This window comes from Sphingobium sp. C100, from assembly GCF_000508185.1.
GTDB lineage: Bacteria > Pseudomonadota > Alphaproteobacteria > Sphingomonadales > Sphingomonadaceae > Sphingobium.
Genome location: NZ_AYOY01000142.1, coordinates 1 through 21780 on the forward strand (window position 1 = coordinate 1; position 21780 = coordinate 21780).

Below are 21780 nucleotides of genomic sequence, written 5' to 3' on the forward strand. Positions count from 1 at the left end.
AAGCCGATGAACCGGCCGCGCCGGCCGCGCCCGAAACGCCGGCCGCTGCTGCGCCCGAACCGCAGGCGGAAGCCGCACCCACGGCGCCCGCCGCTCCGGCAGCGACCGCCGCCGTGCCGCCGCCGCGCCGCCTCACCCCGGTCACGCCCGCAGGCGGAAGCCGCACCCACGGCGCCCGCCGCTCCGGCAGCGACCGCCGCCGTGCCGCCGCCGCGCCGCTTCACCCCGGTCACGCCGGCCAAGCGTCCTGAACCGGCCAAGCCGGAACGGGCCAAGCGTGGCGACGATAATCGCCGCCAGTCGGGCAAGCTCACCGTCACCAAGGCGCTGGCCGATGACGACAGTGCGCGTGCCCGCAGCCTCGCCGCGTTGAAGCGCGCCCGTGAAAAGGAACGCCGGGCCCATTATTCGGGCGGCAACCAGCCGCGCGAGAAGCAGTCCCGCGACGTGATCGTGCCGGAAAGCATCACGGTGCAGGAACTTGCCAACCGCATGGCCGAAAAGGGCGCGGACCTGGTCAAGGCGCTTTTCAAGATGGGCACCGCCGTCACGCTTAACCAACCGATCGACCAGGATACGGCCGAACTGCTGGTCGAGGAATTCGGCCACCGCATCCAGCGCGTGTCCGATGCCGACGTCGAAATCGGCATGACCGGCGAAGATGACGCGCCTGAAACGCTCCAGCCCCGCGCGCCGGTCGTGACCATCATGGGCCATGTCGACCACGGCAAGACCTCGTTGCTCGACGCATTGCGCGGCACCAGTGTCGTGTCGGGCGAAAGCGGCGGCATCACCCAGCATATCGGCGCCTATCAGATCAAGACCAAGGGCGGCGACCTCATCACCTTCCTCGATACGCCGGGTCATGAGGCTTTCTCGGAAATGCGCGCCCGCGGCGCCAACGTCACCGACATCGTCATCCTGGTGGTGGCGGCCGACGACGGGCTGATGCCGCAGACGATCGAGGCGATCAATCATACCAAGGCCGCCGGCGTGCCGATGATCGTGGCCATCAACAAGTCCGACAAGCCGGAAGCCAACCCGCAAAAGGTGCGCGAGCGCCTGCTGAGCGAGGAGATTGTGGTCGAGGATATGGGCGGCGACGTTCAGGACGTGGAGGTGTCGGCACTCAAGAAGACGGGCCTCGATGAACTGATCGACAAGATCCTGCTCCAGGCCGAACTGCTTGAACTGACCGCCAACCCCGATCGCCCTGCCGAAGGCAATGTGATCGAGGCGCAACTCGACAAGGGTCGCGGTGCGGTCGCGACCGTGCTGGTCCGCAAGGGCACGCTCAAGGTCGGCGACACCTTCGTCATCGGCGCCGAAAGCGGCAAGGTCCGGGCGATGATCAACGACCAGGGCCAGCAGGTGAAGGTTGCAGGCCCATCGACTCCGGTCGAGGTGCTGGGCTTGTCGGGCGTGCCGATGGCGGGCGACCAGCTCACCGTCGTCGAAAACGAAGTCCGCGCCCGCGAAGTCGCGGCCTATCGTCAGGAACAGGCGACCAAGAAGCGCACCACTGCCGCCCCGACCAGCTTTGAACATATGTTCTCGGCGCTCAACACGACCGTCATCGAATATCCGGTGGTGGTGAAGGGCGACGTGCAGGGTTCGGTCGAAGCGATCGTGACGGCGCTCAACCGCATCTCGACCGACGAGATCAAGGTCCGCATCCTCCATTCGGGGGTCGGCGCGATCACCGAAAGCGACGTCACGCTGGCTGCCGCCAGCCGCGCGCCGCTGATCGGCTTCAACGTCCGTCCCAACGCCAAGGCGCGTCAGCTGGCGGAGCGCGAGAAAATCTCGCTGCGCTATTATGACGTGATTTACGACCTGCTTGAGGAAGTTCGCGGCGAAATGGCGGGCCAGCTTGCGCCCGAACGGATCGAAACGATCGTCGGCCGGGCCGAGGTGCTTCAGGTCTTCCCAGCGGGCAAGAAGGACAAGGCGGCGGGTCTGCTCGTCCTCGACGGCATCATCCGCAAGGGGCTGTCGGCGCGTCTCACCCGCGACGATGTCATCGTGTCGCGCACGAACATCGCATCGCTGCGTCGCTTCAAGGACGATGTGTCCGAAGTGCGCGCCGGCATGGAATGCGGCGCGGTCCTGCAGGATACGAACGACATCAAGGCGGGCGATACGCTCGAACTGTTCGAAGTCGAAGAGCGTCAGCGCACGCTGTAATTCGAAACATGTTCCCCTCCCTTTCGGGGAGGGGGCAGGGGTGGGTGCGATTGCTTGAACAATCGCTTCCACCCTTTCGTTTTTTGGCGGCGCTCGCTACGTTCGCGACCCACCCCGGCCCCGCCCTGGAAGGGAGGGGGGAGAGTTAATAGATTATGGCTCAACAGCAATCCGAAGGCCCCTCTGTCCGCCTGCTGCGTGTGGGCGAGCAGGTGCGTCACATCCTCTCGGAGATTCTCCAGCGCGGCGACGTGCATGATGATGTGCTGACCAAACATGTCGTCAGCGTCACCGAAGTGCGCATGTCGCCCGACCTGCGCCACGCCACGGTCTTCATCAAGTCGCTGCTTGGCCAGGATGAAGAAGCGGTGCTGAAGGCGCTGCGCACCAACACCGCCTATCTTCAGCGGGAAGTGGCGACCCGCACCCGCCTCAAATATGCCGCGAAGCTCAAATTTCTGAGCGACGAGAGCTTCGATGAAGGCAGCCACATCGACAAACTGCTCCGCGCGCCGAAGGTGGCGCAGGATCTGGCGCAGGATGATGGTGAGGAAGACGGCAAGGAAGACGGCGAAGGATAACCCCTTTCGCCGGTCGACGTGACGGCGCGGCGGCGCTAACAGCGTCTTTCCCATAGTCGGGCAAAGGGGACGGGCGCATGAAGATGGTCGGCATTCTGGCACTGGGACTTGTGGCCTTGACCATGCCCGCCACGGCGCGCGAACCAGTCATTCATCCCGCCGTCATCAGCGATCCCAGGCCTGACGCCGCGCATCCCGCCGGCATGAGCGCCTTCGTCATTCCGGCGCAGGACGGCGCGATGAACGCGGTCATCTACACCGCCTCCGGTGCGGGGCTGCATCCGACCGTGCTGCTGCTCCACGGATTTCCGGGCAATGAGCAGAATCTGGACCTCGCCCAGGCGGCCCGGCGCGCCGGCTGGAATGTGTTGACGCTCCATTATCGCGGTAGCTGGGGCAGTCCGGGCGCCTTCTCCTTCGCCAATGCCTCCGAAGACGCCTTCACGGCGCTGCAATTTCTCCAGCAGCCATCGACCATCGCCCAATATCATATCGACACCAGCGCGATCGTCGTCGCCGGGCACAGCATGGGCGGCTTCATGGCGGCCGATGCCGCCGCGGCCGATCCGCGCGTCGCTGGCCTGTTTCTGATCGATCCGTGGGATCCGGCGCAGACCGTCGCGTCGCTGGCCACGCCCGACGGTGAAGCGGCGTGGAAGGCGGAGGTGGCAAGCGACCTGCCGCCGCTGCGCGGCGCCGGCTACGAAGGCCTGACCGGCGAGATCCGGGCCGATACCGCGAAGTTCGACCTTGGCCGGCAATTGGCGGGCTATGGCCGCCGGCCGCTCACCATCATCGGTGCCGAACGGGGGATCGGCGCCATGGCGCGCAAGGTCGCGGCCGATGCGCAGGGCGCCAACCCCAATGCCAAGCTGATGGTCTGGCCGACCGACCATAGTTTTTCCGACCAGCGGATCGCGCTCGCCGACGCGCTGGTCCGTTTTCTCGCCGCCGTCGCGCCCACCATGCGCTAAGCCGGATGAGGCTGGAATAAACCGCGATCTGCCGCAATGACATCGACGGCGCCCCGCCGCCGCTATTTCCCTCCACCTGCAAATCCCGTTATGCCGGATGCATGGCCAAGCTTTATTTCTACTATAGCTCGATGAATGCGGGCAAATCGACGATCTTGCTGCAATCGGACTTCAATTATCGCGAACGTGGCATGGACACCATGTTATGGACCGCCGCGATCGACACGCGCTACGGTCGGGGGCGGATCGTATCGCGCATCGGGCTGGAGGCGCAGGCCCATCTGTTCGAACCGGGCATCGACATGTTCACCGCCATCGCCGCCCAGCATCACCGCACGCCTTTGTCCTGCGTGCTGGTGGACGAGGCGCAATTTCTGTCCCGCGATCAGGTCTGGCAACTCGCCGCGGTCAGCGACGATCTTGGCATACCCGTGCTCTGCTATGGCTTGCGCACCGATTTTCGTGGCGACCTGTTCGAAGGCAGCGCGCATCTGCTGGGCATCGCGGACATATTGGATGAGATCAAGACGGTCTGCGAATGCGGGCGCAAGGCGACGATGAACCTGCGCGTCAACGCGGAAGGGGGGGCGATCCGCGCCGGCGCCCAGACCGAGATTGGCGGCAATGATCGTTATGTGGCGCTGTGCCGCCGCCATTTCCTGGCGCAGATGCGGGGCTGACAGGCGGGGCGGGTGGCATTACAGGCGCCCGATGCACGGCTGGATCATCCTCGACAAACCCCATGGCCTTGGCTCGACCCAGGCGGTGAGCGCGGTCAAGCGCGCGCTGCGCACGCAGAGAGAGCTGCTGGGCGGCACGGAAAAGTGGAAGGTAGGCCATGGCGGCACGCTCGATCCGCTGGCGACCGGCGTTCTGCCGATCGCGGTGGGGGAGGCGACCAAGCTGGCGGGCCGGATGCTCGACAGCGACAAAATCTATGACTTCACTGTCGCTTTCGGTGTCCAGACCGATACGCTGGACCTGGAGGGCAAGGCGGTTGCGCAGAGCGACCACCGGCCGACGCCAGCGCAGGTGGAAGCCGTCCTGCCCCGTTTCATTGGCCCGATTGAACAGGCGCCGCCTGCCTATAGCGCGATCCTGATCGACGGCCAGCGTGCCTACGACCTCGCCCGCAAGGGGGAGGAGGTCGAAATGAAGATGCGGTCGGTGACGATCCACGGCCTTGTTCCCGTCCGGTTCGACGCTGTCGACAGTGGCGCGGACGTCACGGAGGGGGCCGCGCTTGCCGCCATCACCCTCACCGCTAATGTGTCCAAAGGCACCTACATCCGCAGCCTTGCCCGCGACATTGCGCTGGCGCTTGGCACGGTCGGTCATGTCACCATGCTGCGCCGGGTGAAGGCCGGGCCGTTCACGCTGGAAACCGCGATTTCGCTGGACAAATTGGACGAAGCTGCTAGGGGCGGCGGCATCGGTGGGCTTATGCTGCCGCTGACGGCGGGGCTGGACGACATCCCGGCTCTTCCCGTCTCTCCCGATGAAGCACTGGCGCTCCGACAGGGGAAGGTGCTCATGGGGAAACCGCATACCGGCTTGTTACTGGCGATGGAGGGCGACACGCCCGTCGCGCTGGTTCAGGCCAGTGGCCCGGAAATCCGGGTGGTGCGCGGCTTTAATCTCTAGTTACAGAAAGGAAGCCGATGTCGATTACTGCTGAGCGCAAGGAAGCGCTGATCAAGGAACATGCCCGCGTCGAAGGCGACACGGGTTCGCCCGAAGTGCAGGTTGCGATCCTGACGGAACGCATTTCCAACCTGACCGAGCATTTCAAGGGTCATCACAAGGATAACCACAGCCGTCGCGGCCTGCTGATGCTGGTCAACAAGCGCCGTTCGCTGCTGGACTATCTGAAGAAGAAAGATGGGGCGCGGTATACCGACCTCATCGCCAAGCTGGGTCTGCGCAAGTAATCCTGCTAAAAGGGACGGCCCCATTCGGGGCCGTTTCTGATTCTGACATCCATCATCCGGCAATCCGGCCAGGTGGTGGAATTTTGGGGGAAAGTCCCCCGCACCGTTCGCCGAACGGGGGAGGGAACGCCCCTCCATTCATGGGCCATCCACGGCCCGACACAGGCCCCGCCCGGCAATAGGGCCAGGTGGGCGAAGGAAAAAATCTATGTTCGATGTAAAGAAAGTTTCGATCGAGCTGGCCGGCAAGACGCTGACCCTCGAAACCGGCCGTATTGCGCGTCAGGCTGACGCCGCCGTGCTGGCCACCTATGGCGAAACCGTGGTGCTGTGCGCCGTGACCGCCGCCAAGTCGGTGAAGGAAGGCCAGGACTTCTTCCCGCTGACAGTCCATTATCAGGAAAAATATTCCGCCGCCGGTCGTATCCCGGGCGGCTTCTTCAAGCGCGAGCGCGGCGCGACGGAAAAGGAAACGCTGGTTTCCCGCCTGATCGACCGCCCCATCCGTCCGCTGTTCCCCGAAGGTTTCTATAACGAAATCAACGTGATTGCGCAGGTTCTGTCGTTCGATGGCGAAAGCGAGCCTGACATTGTGGCGATGATCGCCGCGTCGGCCGCGTTGACCCTGTCGGGCGTGCCCTTCCTGGGGCCGATCGGCGCCGCGCGCGTTGGTTACAAGGATGGCGAATATCAGCTGAACCCCAGCCTGGACGAAGCCAAGGAAGGCGAACTCGACCTGGTCGTCGCCGCCACCCATAACGCCGTGATGATGGTCGAATCCGAAGCCAAGGAGCTTTCGGAAGACGTCATGCTCGGCGCCGTCCTGTTCGCGCATGAAGCGTCGAAGAAGATTGTCGGCGCGATCATCGAGCTGGCCGAAAAGGCTGCCAAGGAACCCTGGGACATTGCCAAGGGCGATGATCTGGACGACCTGAAGAAGAAGCTCAAGAAGCTGATCGGCAAGGACATTGCGGCCGCCTACAAGCTGACCGACAAGTCGGCCCGCTCGAACGCGCTGAACGAAGCCCGCGCGAAGGCGAAGGCCTGGTTCGCCGAGGAAGGGCTGGACGCGCAGGCCGTGATGGCCGGCATCAAGCTGACCAAGAAGCTGGAAGCCGAAATCGTTCGCGGCGCCATCCTGAAGGATGGCCAGCGCATCGACGGCCGCACCACCACGCAGATCCGCCCGATCGAGGCGATGGTCGGTTTCCTGCCCCGCACCCATGGTTCGGCGCTGTTCACGCGCGGCGAAACCCAGTCGATCTGCACGACCACGCTGGGCACCAAGGACGCCGAGCAGATGATCGACGGCCTTACTGGCCTTCATTATGAAAGCTTCATGCTGCACTATAACTTCCCGCCCTATTCGGTCGGCGAAGTCGGTCGCTTCGGTGCGCCGGGCCGCCGCGAAGTGGGCCATGGCAAGCTGGCATGGCGTGCGCTGCACCCCGTGCTGCCGAGCAAGGAAGATTTCCCCTACACCATCCGCGTTCTCTCCGACATTACCGAATCCAACGGTTCGTCGTCGATGGCGACGGTGTGCGGCGGTTCGCTGTCGATGATGGACGCGGGCGTGCCGCTCAAGCGTCCGGTGTCGGGCATCGCCATGGGCCTGATCCTGGAAGGCAAGGACTTTGCGGTCCTGTCCGACATTCTGGGTGATGAGGATCATCTGGGCGACATGGACTTCAAGGTGGCGGGGACCGAAAACGGCATCACCACCATGCAGATGGACATCAAGGTTGCCGGCATCACGCAGGAAATCTTCGAAGTCGCGCTGCGCCAGGCCAAGGAAGGCCGCGCCCATATCCTGGGTGAGATGAGCAAGGCGCTGTCCTCGACCCGCACCGAGCTGTCGGCCCATGCCCCGCGCATCGAGACGATCCAGATCGACAAGGCGAAGATCCGCGACGTCATCGGCACCGGCGGCAAGGTCATCCGCGAAATCGTCGCGGAAACCGGCGCCAAGGTCGACATCGACGACGAAGGCATCATCAAGATCAGCTCGTCCGATACCGCGCAGATCGAAGCGGCCAAGGCGTGGATCCTGGGCATTGTCGAGGAAGCGGAAGTCGGCAAGGTCTATAATGGCAAGGTCGTCAACATCGTCGATTTCGGTGCGTTCGTGAACTTCATGGGTGGCAAGGATGGTCTCGTCCATGTCTCCGAAATGAAGAATGAGCGCGTGGAAAAGCCGACCGACGTCGTGTCCGAAGGCCAGGAAGTGAAGGTCAAGGTTCTCGAGATCGATCCGCGCGGCAAGGTTCGCCTGTCGATGCGCGTCGTTGACCAGGAAACCGGCGAGGAACTGGAGGACACCCGTCCCGCCCGCGAACCGCGCGAACCTCGTGGAGATCGCGGCGAAGGCCGCGGCGACCGTGGTGATCGCGGCCGTGGCCCGCGCCGTGACGGCGGTGGCGGACGTGGTGGCGACCGGGGCGGCGATCGTGGCCCCCGCCGTGACCGCGGCACGCGCAGCGAAGGCGGCAAGGGCGATGATGATGGTTCCAACGCCGGTCTGCCCGATTTCCTGACCCAGGACTGAGGAATTTCGGCCGGACCGCAAGGTCTGCGCTGAAGTCATTGATAAACGGGGCGTCCGATCCTTCGGGCGTCCCGTTTTCGCATTTGTCGCGACTTGACTAATCTTGATCAATGCGATGCGGTAAACTTCTGCTACTGTAACGAGCCAGCATTGGGGGTCATATGCAAAGGAGCAATGAGCGCTTTGTCGAACGCCTGCCGCTCGTGCTCGACCGGCCGGTTTACGCCTATGTGCTGACCGTGATTTTCAGCGCCGCCGCGTTGATGCTGCGCCTGGCGGCCGAACCGCTGCTGCCTGCCGGCTATCCCTTCGTCACCTTCTTCCCCGCGGTGATCCTTTCCTCCTTCCTGTTCGGCGTGCGGCCCGGACTGTTCGGCGGGATGGTTTCGGGACTATTATCCTGGTATTTCTTCATTTCGCCGGTCCATAGTTTCGTCATGAATCCGGCCGTGGCCATGGCGATGCTGTTCTACGCCGGGGTCGTGGCGGTCGATATCGTCCTGATCCATTTCATGCAGCGCGCCAATTTCAATCTGGCGGTTGAACGGGAACGCAGCCGGGCGCTCGCCGAAAACCGCGAGTTGCTGTTCCGCGAGTTGCAGCACCGGGTGTCCAACAATTTGCAGGTGGTCGCCGCTATGCTTGCGCTCCAGCGTCGGCACATCGACCATGACGTGGCCCGGCGGGCGCTGGACGATGCCTCGGCCCGGCTCGCTCTGGTCGGACGGATCAGCCGCGCTTTGTATGAGCCTTCGGGAAAGGGGCAGGAAATCCGCGCTTTCCTCCTGACCCTGACCGCCGACATCTTGGATGCTTCGGGACGCAACGACGTCACGGTGACGGTGACTGCGCCCGATTCTCTGGCGCTCGAACCCAATGTCACGGTGCCGCTGGCGCTGGTCGTGGCGGAATCGGTCAGCAACGCCATCGAACATGGCCTGCCCGACCGCGCCGGCAGCATCCATGTGATGCTGGAAAACGGATCGGGCGAACTGACGTTGCGCATCATCGATGATGGGAAAGGCATTGCGCCGGACTTCGAGCCGGGCGACGGCCAGTCACTGGGCCTGCGCATCGCCAATGCGCTGGCGGCGCAGCTGGGCGGGCGCTTTGCGCTCCAGCCGGGCGCGCAGGGCGGCGCCATCGCGCGGCTCGACCTGCCGCTTGCTGCGGCCTGTTGAAAAGCCAGCCCCATTCTGCCGCTTGGCGAGGGCGATCCGCTCGGCTATGACCCGCCCATGCTGACGAAAACCCTGACGCGCATCGGCGCGGCCACCGCCCTGGTCCTGATCGCCTCGCCCGTGCTCACCGGATGTTCGACATCGAAGAACAAGGCCGACACCCTCTATGTCGCCCGCGATGTGTCGACCCTCTATAATAGCGGCAAGAACCGGCTCGATCGCGGCCAATATAAACTCGCCGCCGCCCTGTTCGACGAGGTGGAGCGCCAGCATCCCTATTCGCCCTGGGCGCGCCGGGCGCAGCTCATGTCGGCCTTCAGCTACTATATGAACCGGGACTATCCCGAATCCATCGCGGCCGCGCAGCGCTTCCTGTCGATCCACACCGGCAACAAGGACGCGCCCTACGCTTATTATCTGATCTCGCTTTGCTATTATGAGCAGATTGCCGACGTCACCCGCGACCAGAAGATCACGCAGCAGGCGCTCGATTCGCTCGGTGAACTGATCCGTCGTTATCCCGACACCCGCTACGCCGCCGACGCCCGGCTGAAAGTGGATCTGGTCAACGATCATCTGGCCGGCAAGGAGATGGAGGTCGGGCGTTTCTATCAGCGGCGCGGCCAGTGGCTCGCCGCCACGCTGCGCTTCCGCACCGTGGTCGACAAATATGAGACCACGACCCACGCGCCCGAGGCGCTGGAGCGCCTGGTCGAATCCTATCTCGCGCTCGGCATTCCGGCCGAAGCGCAGAAGGCCGCCGCCGTGCTGGGCCGCAACTATCCCGGCACCAAATGGTATGAGCGCAGCTACAAGCTGATGCGGGAACATGGCGGCGGCAACGCCTAGTATCTAGTCCCTCCCTTCCAGGGGAGGGGCTGGGGTGGGTAGCGCCCCTGCAAGGGGCCGCTACCAGCCTCACCGTTGCAGGCGCCGCGGGCGCGGCGCACCCACCCCCGGCCCCTCCCTTGAAAGGGAGGGGGGAGTAATCGTGCTGCTGACCTCGCTCGCCATCCGCAACGTCGTGCTGATCGAGGCGCTGGACCTGGAGTTCGGCGCAGGCCTGTCCGTCCTCACCGGCGAAACCGGCGCGGGCAAGTCGATCCTGCTCGATTCGCTGGGGTTGGCGCTGGGCGCGCGCGCCGACAGCGGCCTGGTCCGCAATGGCGAGGCGCAGGCCAGCGTCGTCGCCGCCTTTGAGCCGCCTGCCGCCGATCACCCGGCCGCCACGCTGCTGGCCGACAATGGCATCGACATGGAGCCGGGTGAACCGCTGCTGATCCGCCGCACGCTCAAGGCTGACGGTGGGAGCCGCGCCTTCGTCAATGATCAGCCCTGTTCGGCCGCGCTGCTGCGCGAATTGGGCGGGTCACTGGTCGAAATTCACGGCCAGCATGACGATCGCGGCCTGCTCAACCCGCGTGGCCACCGCGCGCTGCTCGACAGCTATGGTCGCTGTGAAGCGGGCGCAGTGGCTGTGGCCCATGCGGCGTGGCGCACCGCCGCCAGCGCTCTCGCCCAGGCGCGCGAGATGGTGGAAAATGCTGCGCGCGACCGGGATTATCTGATCCACGCGGTTGACGAACTGCGCACATTCGCGCCCGAAGCCGGCGAGGAAGCGACCCTCGCCGAAGAGCGCGCGACCATGCAGAAGGGCGCGCGCCTGGCCGACGATCTCTCCGCCGTCAGCGATTGCCTCACCGGTTCGGATGGCGGCCTTGCCCAGTTGCGCCAGGCCGCGCGCCGGCTCGATCGCATCGCGGGCGAGGAACCCCTGCTCACCGCAGTGCTCGAAGCGCTCGACCGCGCCGTGGCGGAGGCGGGGGAGGCGGAGGATCGCCTTGTCGAAGCGGCCGAGGCGCTGAGCTTCGATCCCGCCCGCCTCGACGCGATCGAAACCCGCCTGTTCGACCTGCGGGGGCTCGCCCGCAAGCATCAGGTCGCGCCCGACGATCTGGCCGCATTGGGTGAAGAGATGGCGGCGAAGCTGGCCGCGATCGAGGGCGGAGAGGAGCATGTCGCCGCGCTTGAGGCCGATGTCGCGCAAAAGGCGGACGCCTATCGCGCCGCCGCGAAGGCGCTGTCGGGCGAACGCCAGCTTGCCGCCGGTCGCCTGGACGCGGCGGTTGCCGGGGAACTTGCGCCGCTCAAGCTGGACGCGGCCCGTTTCCGCACCATCGTCGCCCCGCTGGACGAAGGACAATGGAGCGCGCAGGGCATGGACCGGGTCGAATTCGAAATATCGACCAATCCCGGCGCGCCCTTCGCGCCATTGGCCAAGATCGCATCGGGCGGCGAATTGTCACGCTTCATCCTGGCGCTGAAAGTGGCGCTGGCGGAGCGGGGCGGGGCCGATACGCTGATCTTTGACGAGATCGACCGGGGCGTGGGCGGCGCGGTGGCCGATGCGATCGGCGAACGCCTGTCGCGGCTGGCGCGCAGTAACCAGATTCTGGTCGTCACCCACAGCCCCCAGGTGGCGGCGCGAGGGGCGGGCCATCTGCTGATCGCCAAGTCCAGTGACAGCACGGTGACGCGCACTGGCGTTCATGCGCTGGACGATGCGGAACGCCGCGAGGAAATTGCGCGGATGCTGTCCGGCGCGGAGATCACCGCAGAAGCGCGGGCGCAGGCGGAACGGCTGCTGGAGGCTTGATATGGGGAAGGAAGGGCCATGATCCATGACCGCAGAGACATTCTCGGCCTCACCGCCGCCGCGATCGCCGCCAGCGCCATTCCTGTTGCCGCGCAGGACGCCCGCCCGCGCCATGGCCTGATCGGCCAGATGTTGAGCCAACCGGGCAAGCGCGACGAACTGGTCGCCATCCTGACCAACGCGACCGGCGCGATGCCCGGCTGCCTCTCCTATGTCGTGGCGCTCGATGCCGCCAATCCCGACGCGATCTGGATCACCGAAGTCTGGGACAGCCGCGACAGCCATGCCGCCTCGCTCGAACTGCCCGCCGTCCAGGCCGGCATCGCCAAGGCGCGGCCGATCATCGCGGGCTTCGGGCAGCGGTTCGAAACGGTGCCGGTGGCGGGGGTTTAAGTGCATGGACGTCAAGCAAATCCAATGGCTTATGGCGACGTTCCAATTGGTGGCGCTTTTTTGTTTGATCCGTGGCGTCGATGATCTTCGGAAGAAACGATATGTCTGGGCCGGGTTAGCTTTTATAGCGACCGCGCTCCTGCTTTTTACGCCAATTCAGACGCATGCTGCGAAAATTGATCTTCCGCAGTCGATGAGCGAATAGCGGCCTTTCTGGTGGGCAAGCGGTTCGCTAAAGCATCCCCATGAAAGACCCCGCCAGCCTCCCAGAAGCCGAAGCCGCCAACCGCCTGATGCGCCTTGCCAGGGAGGTAGCGAAGCATAACCACCTCTATCATGACCAGGATGCGCCGGAGATCAGCGATGCGGATTACGACGCGCTGATCGCTGAGAACAACGCGCTGGAAGCGGCGTTCCCGCACCTGATCCGCGCCGATTCGCCCAATGCCCAGGTCGGCGCGGCGGCGACATCGGCGCTGGGGAAGGTGCCCCACGCCGTCCGCATGATGAGCCTCGACAATGGCTTTTCCAATGAGGATATCGGCGAGTTCCTGGCCCGCGTCCGCCGCTTCCTTGCGCTCCCGGAGGAAGCGCCGCTGGCGCTCACCGCCGAGCCGAAGATTGATGGCCTGTCCTGCTCGCTGCGCTACGAACAGGGCGCACTGGTCCTCGCCGCGACCCGCGGCGACGGCACGACCGGGGAAGACGTGACCGCCAATGTCCGCACCATCGCCGACATTCCCGACCGGCTGACCGGCGCGGACATCCCTGACCTGTTAGAGGTTCGCGGCGAAGTCTATATGGCGAAGGCCGATTTCGTCGCCCTCAACGCCCGTCTGCTCGCTGAAGCGGACGACCCGGAAAAGGCGCGGCAATTCGCCAATCCGCGCAATGCCGCCGCCGGATCGCTGCGCCAGAAGGACGCCGCCGTCACCGCCAGCCGTCCGCTGCGTTTCCTGGCCCATGGCTGGGGCGCTTACAGCGCGCTCCCCGCCGACACCCAATTGGGCGTGATGCAGGCGATCGCCGCCTGGGGCTTGCCGGTTTCCGACATGCTGGCCTGCGTCGACGGGCTGGACGCCCTCATCGCCCATTATCGGGGGATCGAGGCGGCGCGGGCCGACCTGCCCTTCGACATTGACGGCGTGGTCTACAAGGTTGACCGGCTCGACTGGCAGCAACGCCTCGGCTTCGTGGCGAAGGCGCCGCGCTGGGCCATCGCCCATAAATTCCCCGCCGAGCGCGCCCAGACCACGCTGGAGGCCATCGACATTCAGGTCGGTCGGACCGGCAAGCTGACCCCGGTGGGCCGCCTCACTCCTGTCACGGTCGGCGGCGTGACTGTCTCAAACGCGACTTTGCACAATGCCGACGAGATCGAGCGGCTGGGCGTCCGCCCCGGCGACCGCGTCATCGTTCAGCGCGCCGGCGACGTCATCCCGCAGGTGGTCGAAAATCTGACGCGCGAGGAAGAGCGCGATCCTTTCCCGTTCCCGACCCATTGCCCGGTATGCGGCTCCGAAGCGGTGCGTGAGGAGGGGGAGGTCGATTATCGTTGCACCGGCGGCCTCATCTGCCCGGCCCAGCGGTTCGAGCGACTCCGCCATTTCGTCAGCCGCGCTGCCCTGGACATTGAGGGACTGGGCGAGAAGACGATCCAGGAATTTCTCGACCTCGGCTGGATCGCCGAACCGGCCGACATTTTCCGCCTGAAAAAACATCGCGCGGATTTGCTGGGCCGTGAAGGCTGGAAGGAAAAGTCGGTCGACAATCTGCTCGCCGCGATCGAGGCGAAGCGGCAGCCCGATGCCGCGCGGCTGCTGTTTGGCCTGGGCATCCGCCATGTCGGTGCGGTGACGGCGCGCGATCTGCTCAAGCGCTACACCACGTTGCCCGGCGTTCGCGCCCTGGCGGAAGAGATCATCGCCCTGCGCGCCGCCGCTGACCCGGCCGAAACACAGGCCAGGCGCGACAAGGCGATCGCCGAACATATCGGCGTCGAAAATGTTGGCGCGGCCGTCGGCCATGCGCTCGCGGATTTTTTCCACGAGCCGCATAATGTGGCGGCGTGGGATGATCTGCTCGGCGAGGTTTCGCCGCCCGACTATATCGTGGAAACCACTGCCAGCGCCGTCACCGGCAAGACGGTCGTCTTCACCGGCAAGCTGGAAACCATGAGCCGCGACGAAGCCAAGGCGCAGGCTGAGCGGCTTGGTGCGAAAGCGGCCGGATCGGTCAGCGCCAAGACCGATCTGGTCGTCGCGGGACCGGGCGCGGGCAGCAAGTTGAAACAGGCGAGCGCGCTGGGGATCGAGGTGATCAGCGAGAAAGCCTGGGCGCAGATCGTGAAGGCGGCGGGGTAGGAAGGGGCGGTTGAGGCGCCCCCAATAACGATCGATCCTCAGAACACCGGCATGTTCGCCGGATCGTCTGGGTCTGCCGTCGGGGCCGGGATAGGCGAAACCGGCGTATGGATGCCGCATTCCACCTTGTCCCAGCCGCGCCAGCGGCCTGCGCGCGGGTCTTCGCCCGGCATCACCTTGGACGTGCAGGGTTCGCACCCGATCGACAGATAGCCCTGCGCTTCCAGTGGATGACGCGGCAGGTCATGCTCGGCGAACCAGGCTTCCAGATCGATCTTGGTCCAGTCACCCAGCGGATTGAGCTTCAGCCGGCCATCCTCCACCTCGAACCGGGGCAGGTTCTGGCGCGTCACGGACTGGAACGCCTTGCGGCCTGAAATCCAGGCGTCCAGACCATCCTTGGCGCGCTTCAACGGCTCGACCTTGCGGATGTCGCAGCAGCCGTCCGGGTCGTAGGACCAGCGAAGGCCCGTCTCGTCCTTCTGGGCGATGACTTCGGCGATCGGCGTCACCGTCCGACTGTCGGTAAAGCCCAGCCGCTTGATGAGCGTGTCGCGATAATGCAGCGTCTCGGCGAACATCTTGAGCGTATCGACGAAGATCACCGGCACCGTCGGGTCCGCTTTGGCCACCAGATCGAGCAGCACCGCGCTTTCCGTGCCGAAGGAGGAGACGACGGCGACATTGCCGGCGAGGCCTTCTGCAAACACGGTCTTGAGCATGGTCAGCGTATCGACGCCTTCGAACCGCGCGTTGAGCGCGTCGGCTTCCGCCTGGGTGAAGGCGGGGCGGGCGTCGATGATGTCGATCTGGCGGGCAGGTTCAGCCATTTATAGTCTCCGGGTGCCGTTTCGCCCAAATCGGGCGGCGGCCGTCGATGGTCTTCTGATAGACGTCGTCATAGCGGTTGAGCGCGCGGTCCACGGCGGCGTCGTCCAGCGGCTTGGCCGGGTGAAAGCTGTCGAAGCCGCAGCGGCGCATCGCCACGATCTGATCGACCAGCACGTCGCCCACCGCGCGCAGTTCGCCGGCATAGCCCGCTTCGCGCAGGATGCGGGCGGCCGAATAGCCGCGTCCGTCGCCAAAGCCGGGGAAGTTCACCTCCACCAGCGACAGGCGATCGAGGAAGGGCAGCAATTCGCGCGCATCCTCGCCCGGTTCGATGCGGACGGCGGTGGCGTTGGACTGGCCGGTGAAGGCCTCGACCGTGACGGCCGGTTCCTGCGTGGCCTCGCCATCGCGGAAGGAGAGGAACTCAACCATAGATCGCCTCCTTGAAGGGCTTCATGCCGATGCGGCGATAGGTGTCGAGGAAGCGTTCCCCGTCGGTGCGTTCCGCCAGATAGATGTCAGTGACCTTCTCGATCGCGTCGACCACGCCGTCCTCCGAAAAGCCGGGGCCGGTGATCTGGCCAAGCGAGGCATCCTCCGCACCCGATCCGCCGAGGAGGAGCTGGAAATTCTCCACGCCCTTCCGATCGACGCCCAATATGCCGATATGGCCGGCATGATGGTGGCCGCAGGCGTTGATGCAGCCCGAAATTTTGAGCTTCAATTCGCCCAGTTCCGCCTGCCGCTCCGCATCGGCGAAGCGTTGTGCGATCTTCTGCGCCAGCGGGATCGAGCGCGCATTGGCGAGTGCGCAATAGTCGAGGCCGGGGCAGGCGATGATGTCGGTGATGAGGTCCAGATTGGCTTCGGCCAGACCCGCTTCGTCCAGCTTCTGCCAGATGGCGTAAAGGTCCGCCTTCTTCACATGCGGCAGGACCAGATTCTGCGCATGGGTGACGCGGATTTCGTCCAGCGAATATTGCTCCGCCAGGCCGGCCACCAATTCGATCTGTTCGGCCGATGCGTCGCCGGGAATGCCGGTCAGCGGCTTCAGGCTGATATTGACGATCGCATAGCCGGGCGCCTTGTGCGCCGCGACCTGCCGGTCGACCCACAGGGCGAAGGCGGGATCGGCGCGGTCGATGTCCTCGCCCAGGCCGGTTTCATAGGCGGGGGCCGCGAAAAAGGCGCGGATGCGGTCCAGTTCCTCGGTCGGCGGGTTGAGGCCAAGGGTGCGCATATGCGCGAACTCCTCCTCGACCTGCCGCTTATATTCCTCGACGCCGATCTCATGGACCAGGATCTTGATCCGGGCCTTGTATTTGTTATCGCGGCGGCCATAGCGATTATAGACGCGCAGGCAGGCCTCCAGATAGGAGATGATCTCGTCCTCGCCCACGAAGTCGCGGATCAGCGGCGCGACCATCGGGGTGCGGCCCATGCCGCCGCCGGCATAGACTTCCGCGCCGATGACGCCATCGCGCTCGACCAGTTTCAGGCCGATATCATGCAGCCGCATCGCCGCGCGATCATCCTCGGTCGCGATCACGCAAATCTTGAACTTGCGCGGCAGATAGGTGAATTCGGGGTGGAAGCTCGACCATTGGCGCAGCAACTCGGCCCAGGGGCGGGGGTCGGCCACCTCGTCGGCGGAAACGCCCGCATATTGGTCCGAACTGATGTTGCGGATGCAATTGCCCGACGTCTGGATGGCGTGCATCTCCACGCTCGCCAGTTCGGCCAGGATGTCGGGCGCATCCGCCAGCTTGATCCAGTTATATTGGAGGTTCTGGCGCGTCGTGAAATGGCCGTAACCCTTGTCATATTTCGCTGCAATCTCGCCCAGCTTGCGCATCTGCGCGGCGCTCAGCGTGCCATAGGGAATGGCGACGCGCAGCATATAGGCGTGCAGCTGAAGATAGAGGCCGTTCATCAGCCGCAGCGGCTTGAACTGGTCCTCGGTCAGCGCGCCGGCCAGGCGGCGTTGCACCTGGTCGCGAAATTCGTCGACGCGGGCATCGACGATGGACTGGTCATAGCTGTCATAGCGATACATGGTCAGATCACCCAGTTGCCGGCATCGGCGTCATTCGGTTTCAGTGTAAGGTCGGGGCGCACGGTCGGACCGAGCGCGCGGATGCGGTCCTTGATATGGGCGGGGCGAACGCCTTCGTCGGTGGCGGTGGCGTCGATGACATAGGCGCCCACGACGCGCAGCGCGGCTTCCTCCGCGCGGGCGAGATCGTCGCCATGCTCGCCGACATCGGCGCTGTCGCCCACCTGCCGCGACCAGCCTTCGCCCGCCCACCAGATGACGTCGCCACTCACCAGGTCATTGCCCGTCAAAATCTTCATTTCGCCCTTTTCCCATAAGGCCCGTCCGTTGCCGGGCCTTCCTTAGTCCATGCCATGTCGCGATAGATGTTGAGGCTGTCCTGCGCCAGCGCATGGGCCGCCACCTCGCCGACCACGATCAGGGCCGGGCTTTTCACCTGTTCCCGCGCCACCATGTCGCCAAGGTCGGCGAGCAGGGTGCGCAACGTCCGCATGTCGGCGCGCGTGCCATTTTCCAGCACCGCCACGGGCAGCGCGGGCGACACGCCGTCGGCGATCAGCTTGTCGGCGATGTCGGCCGCGGTCGCCACGCCCATATAGATGACGAGGGTGCGGCCCTTGCCCGCCAGGCCCGACCAGTCCTGATCGGTCAGCCCCTTGCACTGGCCCGCGACGAAGCTGACCGCGCTCGACGCGGCGCGATGGGTGAGGGGGAGCTGGGCCTGCGCCGCGCTGCCGATCGCGGCGCTGATGCCCGGCACGACTTCCACCGGGACGCCGGCCGCGCGGCAGGCGTCGACTTCCTCGCCGCCCCGGCCAAAGATGAAGGGGTCGCCGCCCTTGAGGCGCACCACCTTGCGGCCTTCGCGGGCCAGATCGACGAGCAGGGCGTTGATCCCGTCCTGCGGCATGGAGTGGCGGCTGCGTTGCTTGGCGACGGAAATCAGTTCCGCGTCGGGCGACGCCAGCGCCAATATTGCGTCCGATACCAGACCGTCGTGCACGACCACGTCCGCCGCACCGATCAGGCGCGCGGCCTTGATCGTCAGCAGGTCCGGGTCGCCCGGGCCCGCGCCGACCAGAAAGACGGTGGCGGGTATCAAGTCGGTCATGGAGGGCAAATGGCGAAAGCCCCGCGCAAGTTCAATTCAGAATGGATATGCGGGGGACTAGGAAATGTTTTTGCGTTCAATCGCCCATGGCGGTGACATCAATGTCCTTGAGGCCGACGCCGATCGACGCGCGCGGCGTTTCGATTTCCGCCGACACCACCGGATAGGCGCAATAGTCGGCGGCATAATAGGCGCTGGGGCGGTGGTTGCCCGATATGCCGACCCCGCCGAAGGGGGCTGCGGATGTCGCGCCGTTGGTCGGCCGGTTCCAGTTGACGACTCCGGCCCGGACGTTCGACCAGAATTGATTATATTGTTCGGGCGTCCCGCCGATCAGCGACGCGGAAAGCCCGTAGCGGCTATTGTTCGCCTCGGCGATCGCGTCGCCGAACTCGGCCACGCGCACCACCTGAAGCAGCGGTCCGAACAGTTCGACATCGGGCCGTTCCTTCATCGCCGTCACATCGATGATCGCGGGGCTGAGGAACGGCAGGCCCGGCTGCGTGCGGACCATATGCTTGATCGGCCGGCCGCCATTGCTCATCAGATAAAGGAAGCTCTCGGTCAGCCCGTCGGCGGTCGGATTGTCGATCACCGGTCCCATATAGGGGGTAGGGCTGGCATGGGGATGATCGACGATCAGCCGGTCGGCCAGCTTCTTGACTTCCGCGATCGCCCGGTCGGCCAGGCTGTCCTTGACGATCAGCCGGCTGGCCGCGGTGCAATGCTGGCCACCGGACAGGAAGGCGGACTGGATGATGATCGTCGCCGCGGCGCTGATTTCCGGCGTGTCCCACAGAACGATCGGATTATTACCGCCCATTTCCAGCGCCAGGATTTTCGAGGGCTGGGCCGCGAACTGGCGATTGATGGCGATGCCGGTCTGGGCCGACCCGGTGAACAATATGCCGCCGACATCGGGATGGGCGGTGAGCGCCTTACCCACATCAGGGCCGCCCTGCACCAGCCGCACGGCGTCCTGCGGCACCCCCGCCTCATGATAGAGCTTGACCAGCATCTCGCCGACGGCCGGCGTCTTTTCCGACGGTTTGAACAGCACGGCGTTGCCGGCCAGCAGCGCCGGAAGGATATGGCCGTTGGGCATCTGCGCGGGGAGATTATAGGGGCCAAGCACGGCCATCACGCCATGGGGCTTGTGCCGCACCGACTGGCGTGCACCCAGATTCGCTTCCAGCCGCCTTTGCCCGGTTCGTTCGGAATAGGCGGCGACGCTGACATCGACCTTGGTCATGACGGCGCTGACTTCGACGCGCGCGTCCCAGAGCGGCTTGCCGGTCTCACGCGCGATCAGGTCGGCCAGCGCTTCTTCGTTCCGGCGCACGACATTGACGAAGCGGCGCAGCGTTTCGATGCGATAGGCGATGGGTTGCGCCGCCCATTTGGGCCAGGCAGTGCGGGCGCGAGCGACCTCCATATCCACGTCGCCGGCTTCGCCCTGCCAGAGCAGGACGCCGGTGGCGGGTTCATGGGATGTAAGCGACGCGACCATTTGCGACGCGGTATGGCGGAAATTGGTTAAGGAAAGAAGAGGGGCTTTGGGTCAGCTTGTCGCAGTTTTTCCGTGCGCCTCTCCCATGCGTCGGATCGCCGCAACTTTGGCATGGAGCGGCGCCCAGTCATCGTCCTGATCGATCGCGCTCCAGATCGCCTCGACCTCGTCAATATGCATGGAGCAAGGCGCGTCGTCGGACCAATAGGCATGATCCCTCGCCCCCGGCGCCGCCGGGAAATCCGCGATCGCCTCGCGGAACGGCGTCCAGGCGGCATCGTCATAGCCCGCGCCCTCGCGCGCCGCGCCGCCACGCCAATCATGGAAGAAACGGTCGATCGGTGTCCCGCTCGTCACCATGGCGCGCACCGCCGCCTCGATCATCGGGCCGGGCGCCTGTCCCGGCGCCACGCCCAATCGCCAGCAGAAACGCCGCTGCATCGCGTCCCCATATAGCGCGGGAAACCGCTCAAGCTGATCGATCAGCGGCTGCGCTTCCACCAGCGGGCGCAGCGACACCGCCAGTTGCGCCACGTCCCAGTGAATCGCCTCTGCCTGCCGCCCGAAGGCGTAGAGGCCCGCATGGTCGAAATAAGCGGCGGTGAAGGCCGCATCCCACAGGGGGGTGAAGCGCCACGGCCCATAGTCGAAACTTTCGCCCGTCACGTTGATATTGTCGCTGTTGAGCACGCCATGAACGAAGCCCGCGACCATGTAGCTCGCCGCCAGATCGGCGGTGCGCTCGACCACCCGGCCGAGCAATTGCGCGGGGGGATTGTCGCCCGGCGCTTCGTCATAGAGCCGGGTCAGCGCATAGTCGGTCAGTCTTTCCAGCAGCGCCTTGTCATCCTGAAAGGCCGCGCGCTGGAACGATCCGATGCGGACATGCGAATGGCTCAGCCGCACCATCACCGCGCCACGGGTGGGGGAGGGTTCGTCATTGCGTTCCAGCGCCTCGCCCGTCTCGATGATGGAAAAGGTCTTGGATGTATTGACGCCCAGCGCCTCCAGCATTTCCGTCGCCAGAATCTCACGCACACCACCCTTCAAGGTCAGCCGCCCGTCGCCAAAGCGGCTATAGGGCGTCTGGCCCGAACCCTTGGTGCCCAGGTCCAGCAGGCGGCCGGCATCGTCGCGCAACTGGGCGAACAGGAAGCCGCGTCCGTCGCCGATGTCGGGGTTGTATTGGCGGAACTGGTGGCCATGATAGCGCAGCGCCAGCGGCCGCGGCAGGCTGCCCGCCAGCGGCGCGAAGCGCCCGAAATGCGCGATCCATTGGGCGTCGCTCAAATCGGCCAGTCCCACTGATGCGGCGGCGCGGTCGTTGCGGTAGCGCAGGATGGTTTGCGGGAAGTCGGCGGCCGTGACCGGATCGGCGATGGCGGGCATCAGCGTGTCGATTTCGGTCGCGGGACGAAATTTGGCGGCTTGCGGCGTCTGGCTCATATGGCGATATGGGGG

Annotated in this window: 19 protein-coding genes and 1 pseudogene; 13 read left to right on the forward strand and 7 right to left on the reverse strand. The window is 65.1% G+C overall.

Annotated elements, in window-relative coordinates:
• From infB to ligA, 13 genes and pseudogenes are all read left to right on the forward strand, one after another.
• Positions 1 to 2187: pseudogene (gene infB / locus C100_RS35335) on the forward strand (translation initiation factor IF-2); the annotation flags it as partial.
• A gap of 155 nt (positions 2188 to 2342) precedes the next feature.
• The gene (gene rbfA, locus C100_RS35340) at positions 2343 to 2768 is read left to right on the forward strand and encodes a 30S ribosome-binding factor RbfA (protein WP_024019783.1); all 426 of its coding nucleotides are present in this window, start codon (positions 2343 to 2345) and stop codon (positions 2766 to 2768) included.
• A 77-nt stretch (positions 2769 to 2845) separates the two neighbouring features.
• Entirely contained in the window at positions 2846 to 3742 is an 897-nt protein-coding gene (locus C100_RS35345) for an alpha/beta hydrolase family protein (protein ID WP_024019784.1), read from the forward strand.
• 101 nt (positions 3743 to 3843) lie between these two features.
• A complete protein-coding gene (locus C100_RS35350) occupies positions 3844 to 4422 on the forward strand; it encodes a thymidine kinase (protein ID WP_024019785.1) in 579 nt (192 codons plus the stop codon).
• A gap of 31 nt (positions 4423 to 4453) precedes the next feature.
• Positions 4454 to 5386 carry a tRNA pseudouridine(55) synthase TruB gene (gene truB / locus C100_RS35355; RefSeq protein ID WP_024019786.1) on the forward strand — a complete coding sequence of 311 codons (933 nt, stop codon included), beginning with the start codon at positions 4454 to 4456 and terminating at the stop codon, positions 5384 to 5386.
• 17 nt (positions 5387 to 5403) lie between these two features.
• On the forward strand, positions 5404 to 5673 hold the full coding sequence (gene rpsO / locus C100_RS35360) for a 30S ribosomal protein S15 (protein WP_024019787.1): 270 nt from the start codon (positions 5404 to 5406) through the stop codon (positions 5671 to 5673).
• A 208-nt stretch (positions 5674 to 5881) separates the two neighbouring features.
• On the forward strand, positions 5882 to 8218 hold the full coding sequence (pnp, locus tag C100_RS35365; RefSeq protein ID WP_024019788.1) for a polyribonucleotide nucleotidyltransferase: 2337 nt from the start codon (positions 5882 to 5884) through the stop codon (positions 8216 to 8218).
• 161 nt (positions 8219 to 8379) lie between these two features.
• Positions 8380 to 9399, forward strand: a complete 1020-nt coding sequence (locus C100_RS35370; RefSeq protein WP_024019789.1) for a sensor histidine kinase — start codon at positions 8380 to 8382, stop codon at positions 9397 to 9399.
• 57 nt (positions 9400 to 9456) lie between these two features.
• Positions 9457 to 10248 (forward strand): outer membrane protein assembly factor BamD, encoded by a 792-nt coding sequence (locus tag C100_RS35375; RefSeq protein WP_024019790.1) that lies wholly within the window; start codon positions 9457 to 9459, stop codon positions 10246 to 10248.
• Between the two features lie 145 nt (positions 10249 to 10393).
• Entirely contained in the window at positions 10394 to 12055 is a 1662-nt protein-coding gene (recN, locus tag C100_RS35380; protein WP_031309393.1) for a DNA repair protein RecN, read from the forward strand.
• An 18-nt stretch (positions 12056 to 12073) separates the two neighbouring features.
• Positions 12074 to 12448: a putative quinol monooxygenase gene (locus C100_RS35385; RefSeq protein ID WP_024019792.1), complete on the forward strand. Its 375-nt coding sequence runs from the start codon at positions 12074 to 12076 to the stop codon at positions 12446 to 12448.
• 4 nt (positions 12449 to 12452) lie between these two features.
• On the forward strand, positions 12453 to 12653 hold the full coding sequence (locus C100_RS35390) for a hypothetical protein (protein WP_024019793.1): 201 nt from the start codon (positions 12453 to 12455) through the stop codon (positions 12651 to 12653).
• 40 nt (positions 12654 to 12693) lie between these two features.
• Complete coding sequence (ligA, locus tag C100_RS35395) at positions 12694 to 14811, forward strand: NAD-dependent DNA ligase LigA (RefSeq protein WP_024019794.1); 2118 nt, start codon at positions 12694 to 12696, stop codon at positions 14809 to 14811.
• Between the two features lie 38 nt (positions 14812 to 14849).
• Here the strand turns inward: ligA and C100_RS35400 are convergent, their stop codons facing one another.
• From C100_RS35400 to C100_RS35430, 7 genes are all read right to left on the reverse strand, one after another.
• Positions 14850 to 15641, reverse strand: coding sequence for a phosphoadenylyl-sulfate reductase (locus tag C100_RS35400; RefSeq protein WP_024019795.1), 792 nt, complete (start codon positions 15639 to 15641; stop codon positions 14850 to 14852).
• Positions 15634 to 16074 (reverse strand): DUF934 domain-containing protein, encoded by a 441-nt coding sequence (locus tag C100_RS35405; protein WP_024019796.1) that lies wholly within the window; start codon positions 16072 to 16074, stop codon positions 15634 to 15636. Before C100_RS35405 ends, C100_RS35400 begins: the two co-directional genes overlap by 8 nt.
• Positions 16067 to 17698 (reverse strand): nitrite/sulfite reductase, encoded by a 1632-nt coding sequence (locus C100_RS35410; protein ID WP_024019797.1) that lies wholly within the window; start codon positions 17696 to 17698, stop codon positions 16067 to 16069. Before C100_RS35410 ends, C100_RS35405 begins: the two co-directional genes overlap by 8 nt.
• A 2-nt stretch (positions 17699 to 17700) precedes the next feature.
• The gene (locus C100_RS35415) at positions 17701 to 17997 is read right to left on the reverse strand and encodes a DUF2849 domain-containing protein (protein ID WP_024019798.1); all 297 of its coding nucleotides are present in this window, start codon (positions 17995 to 17997) and stop codon (positions 17701 to 17703) included.
• Entirely contained in the window at positions 17994 to 18809 is an 816-nt protein-coding gene (gene cobA / locus C100_RS35420) for a uroporphyrinogen-III C-methyltransferase (protein ID WP_024019799.1), read from the reverse strand. Before cobA ends, C100_RS35415 begins: the two co-directional genes overlap by 4 nt.
• Positions 18810 to 18885: 76 nt before the next feature.
• Entirely contained in the window at positions 18886 to 20319 is a 1434-nt protein-coding gene (astD, locus tag C100_RS35425) for a succinylglutamate-semialdehyde dehydrogenase (protein ID WP_024019800.1), read from the reverse strand.
• 51 nt (positions 20320 to 20370) lie between these two features.
• Positions 20371 to 21765 carry a protein adenylyltransferase SelO family protein gene (locus tag C100_RS35430; protein ID WP_024019801.1) on the reverse strand — a complete coding sequence of 465 codons (1395 nt, stop codon included), beginning with the start codon at positions 21763 to 21765 and terminating at the stop codon, positions 20371 to 20373.
• Between the last annotated feature and the right edge of the window lie 15 nt (positions 21766 to 21780).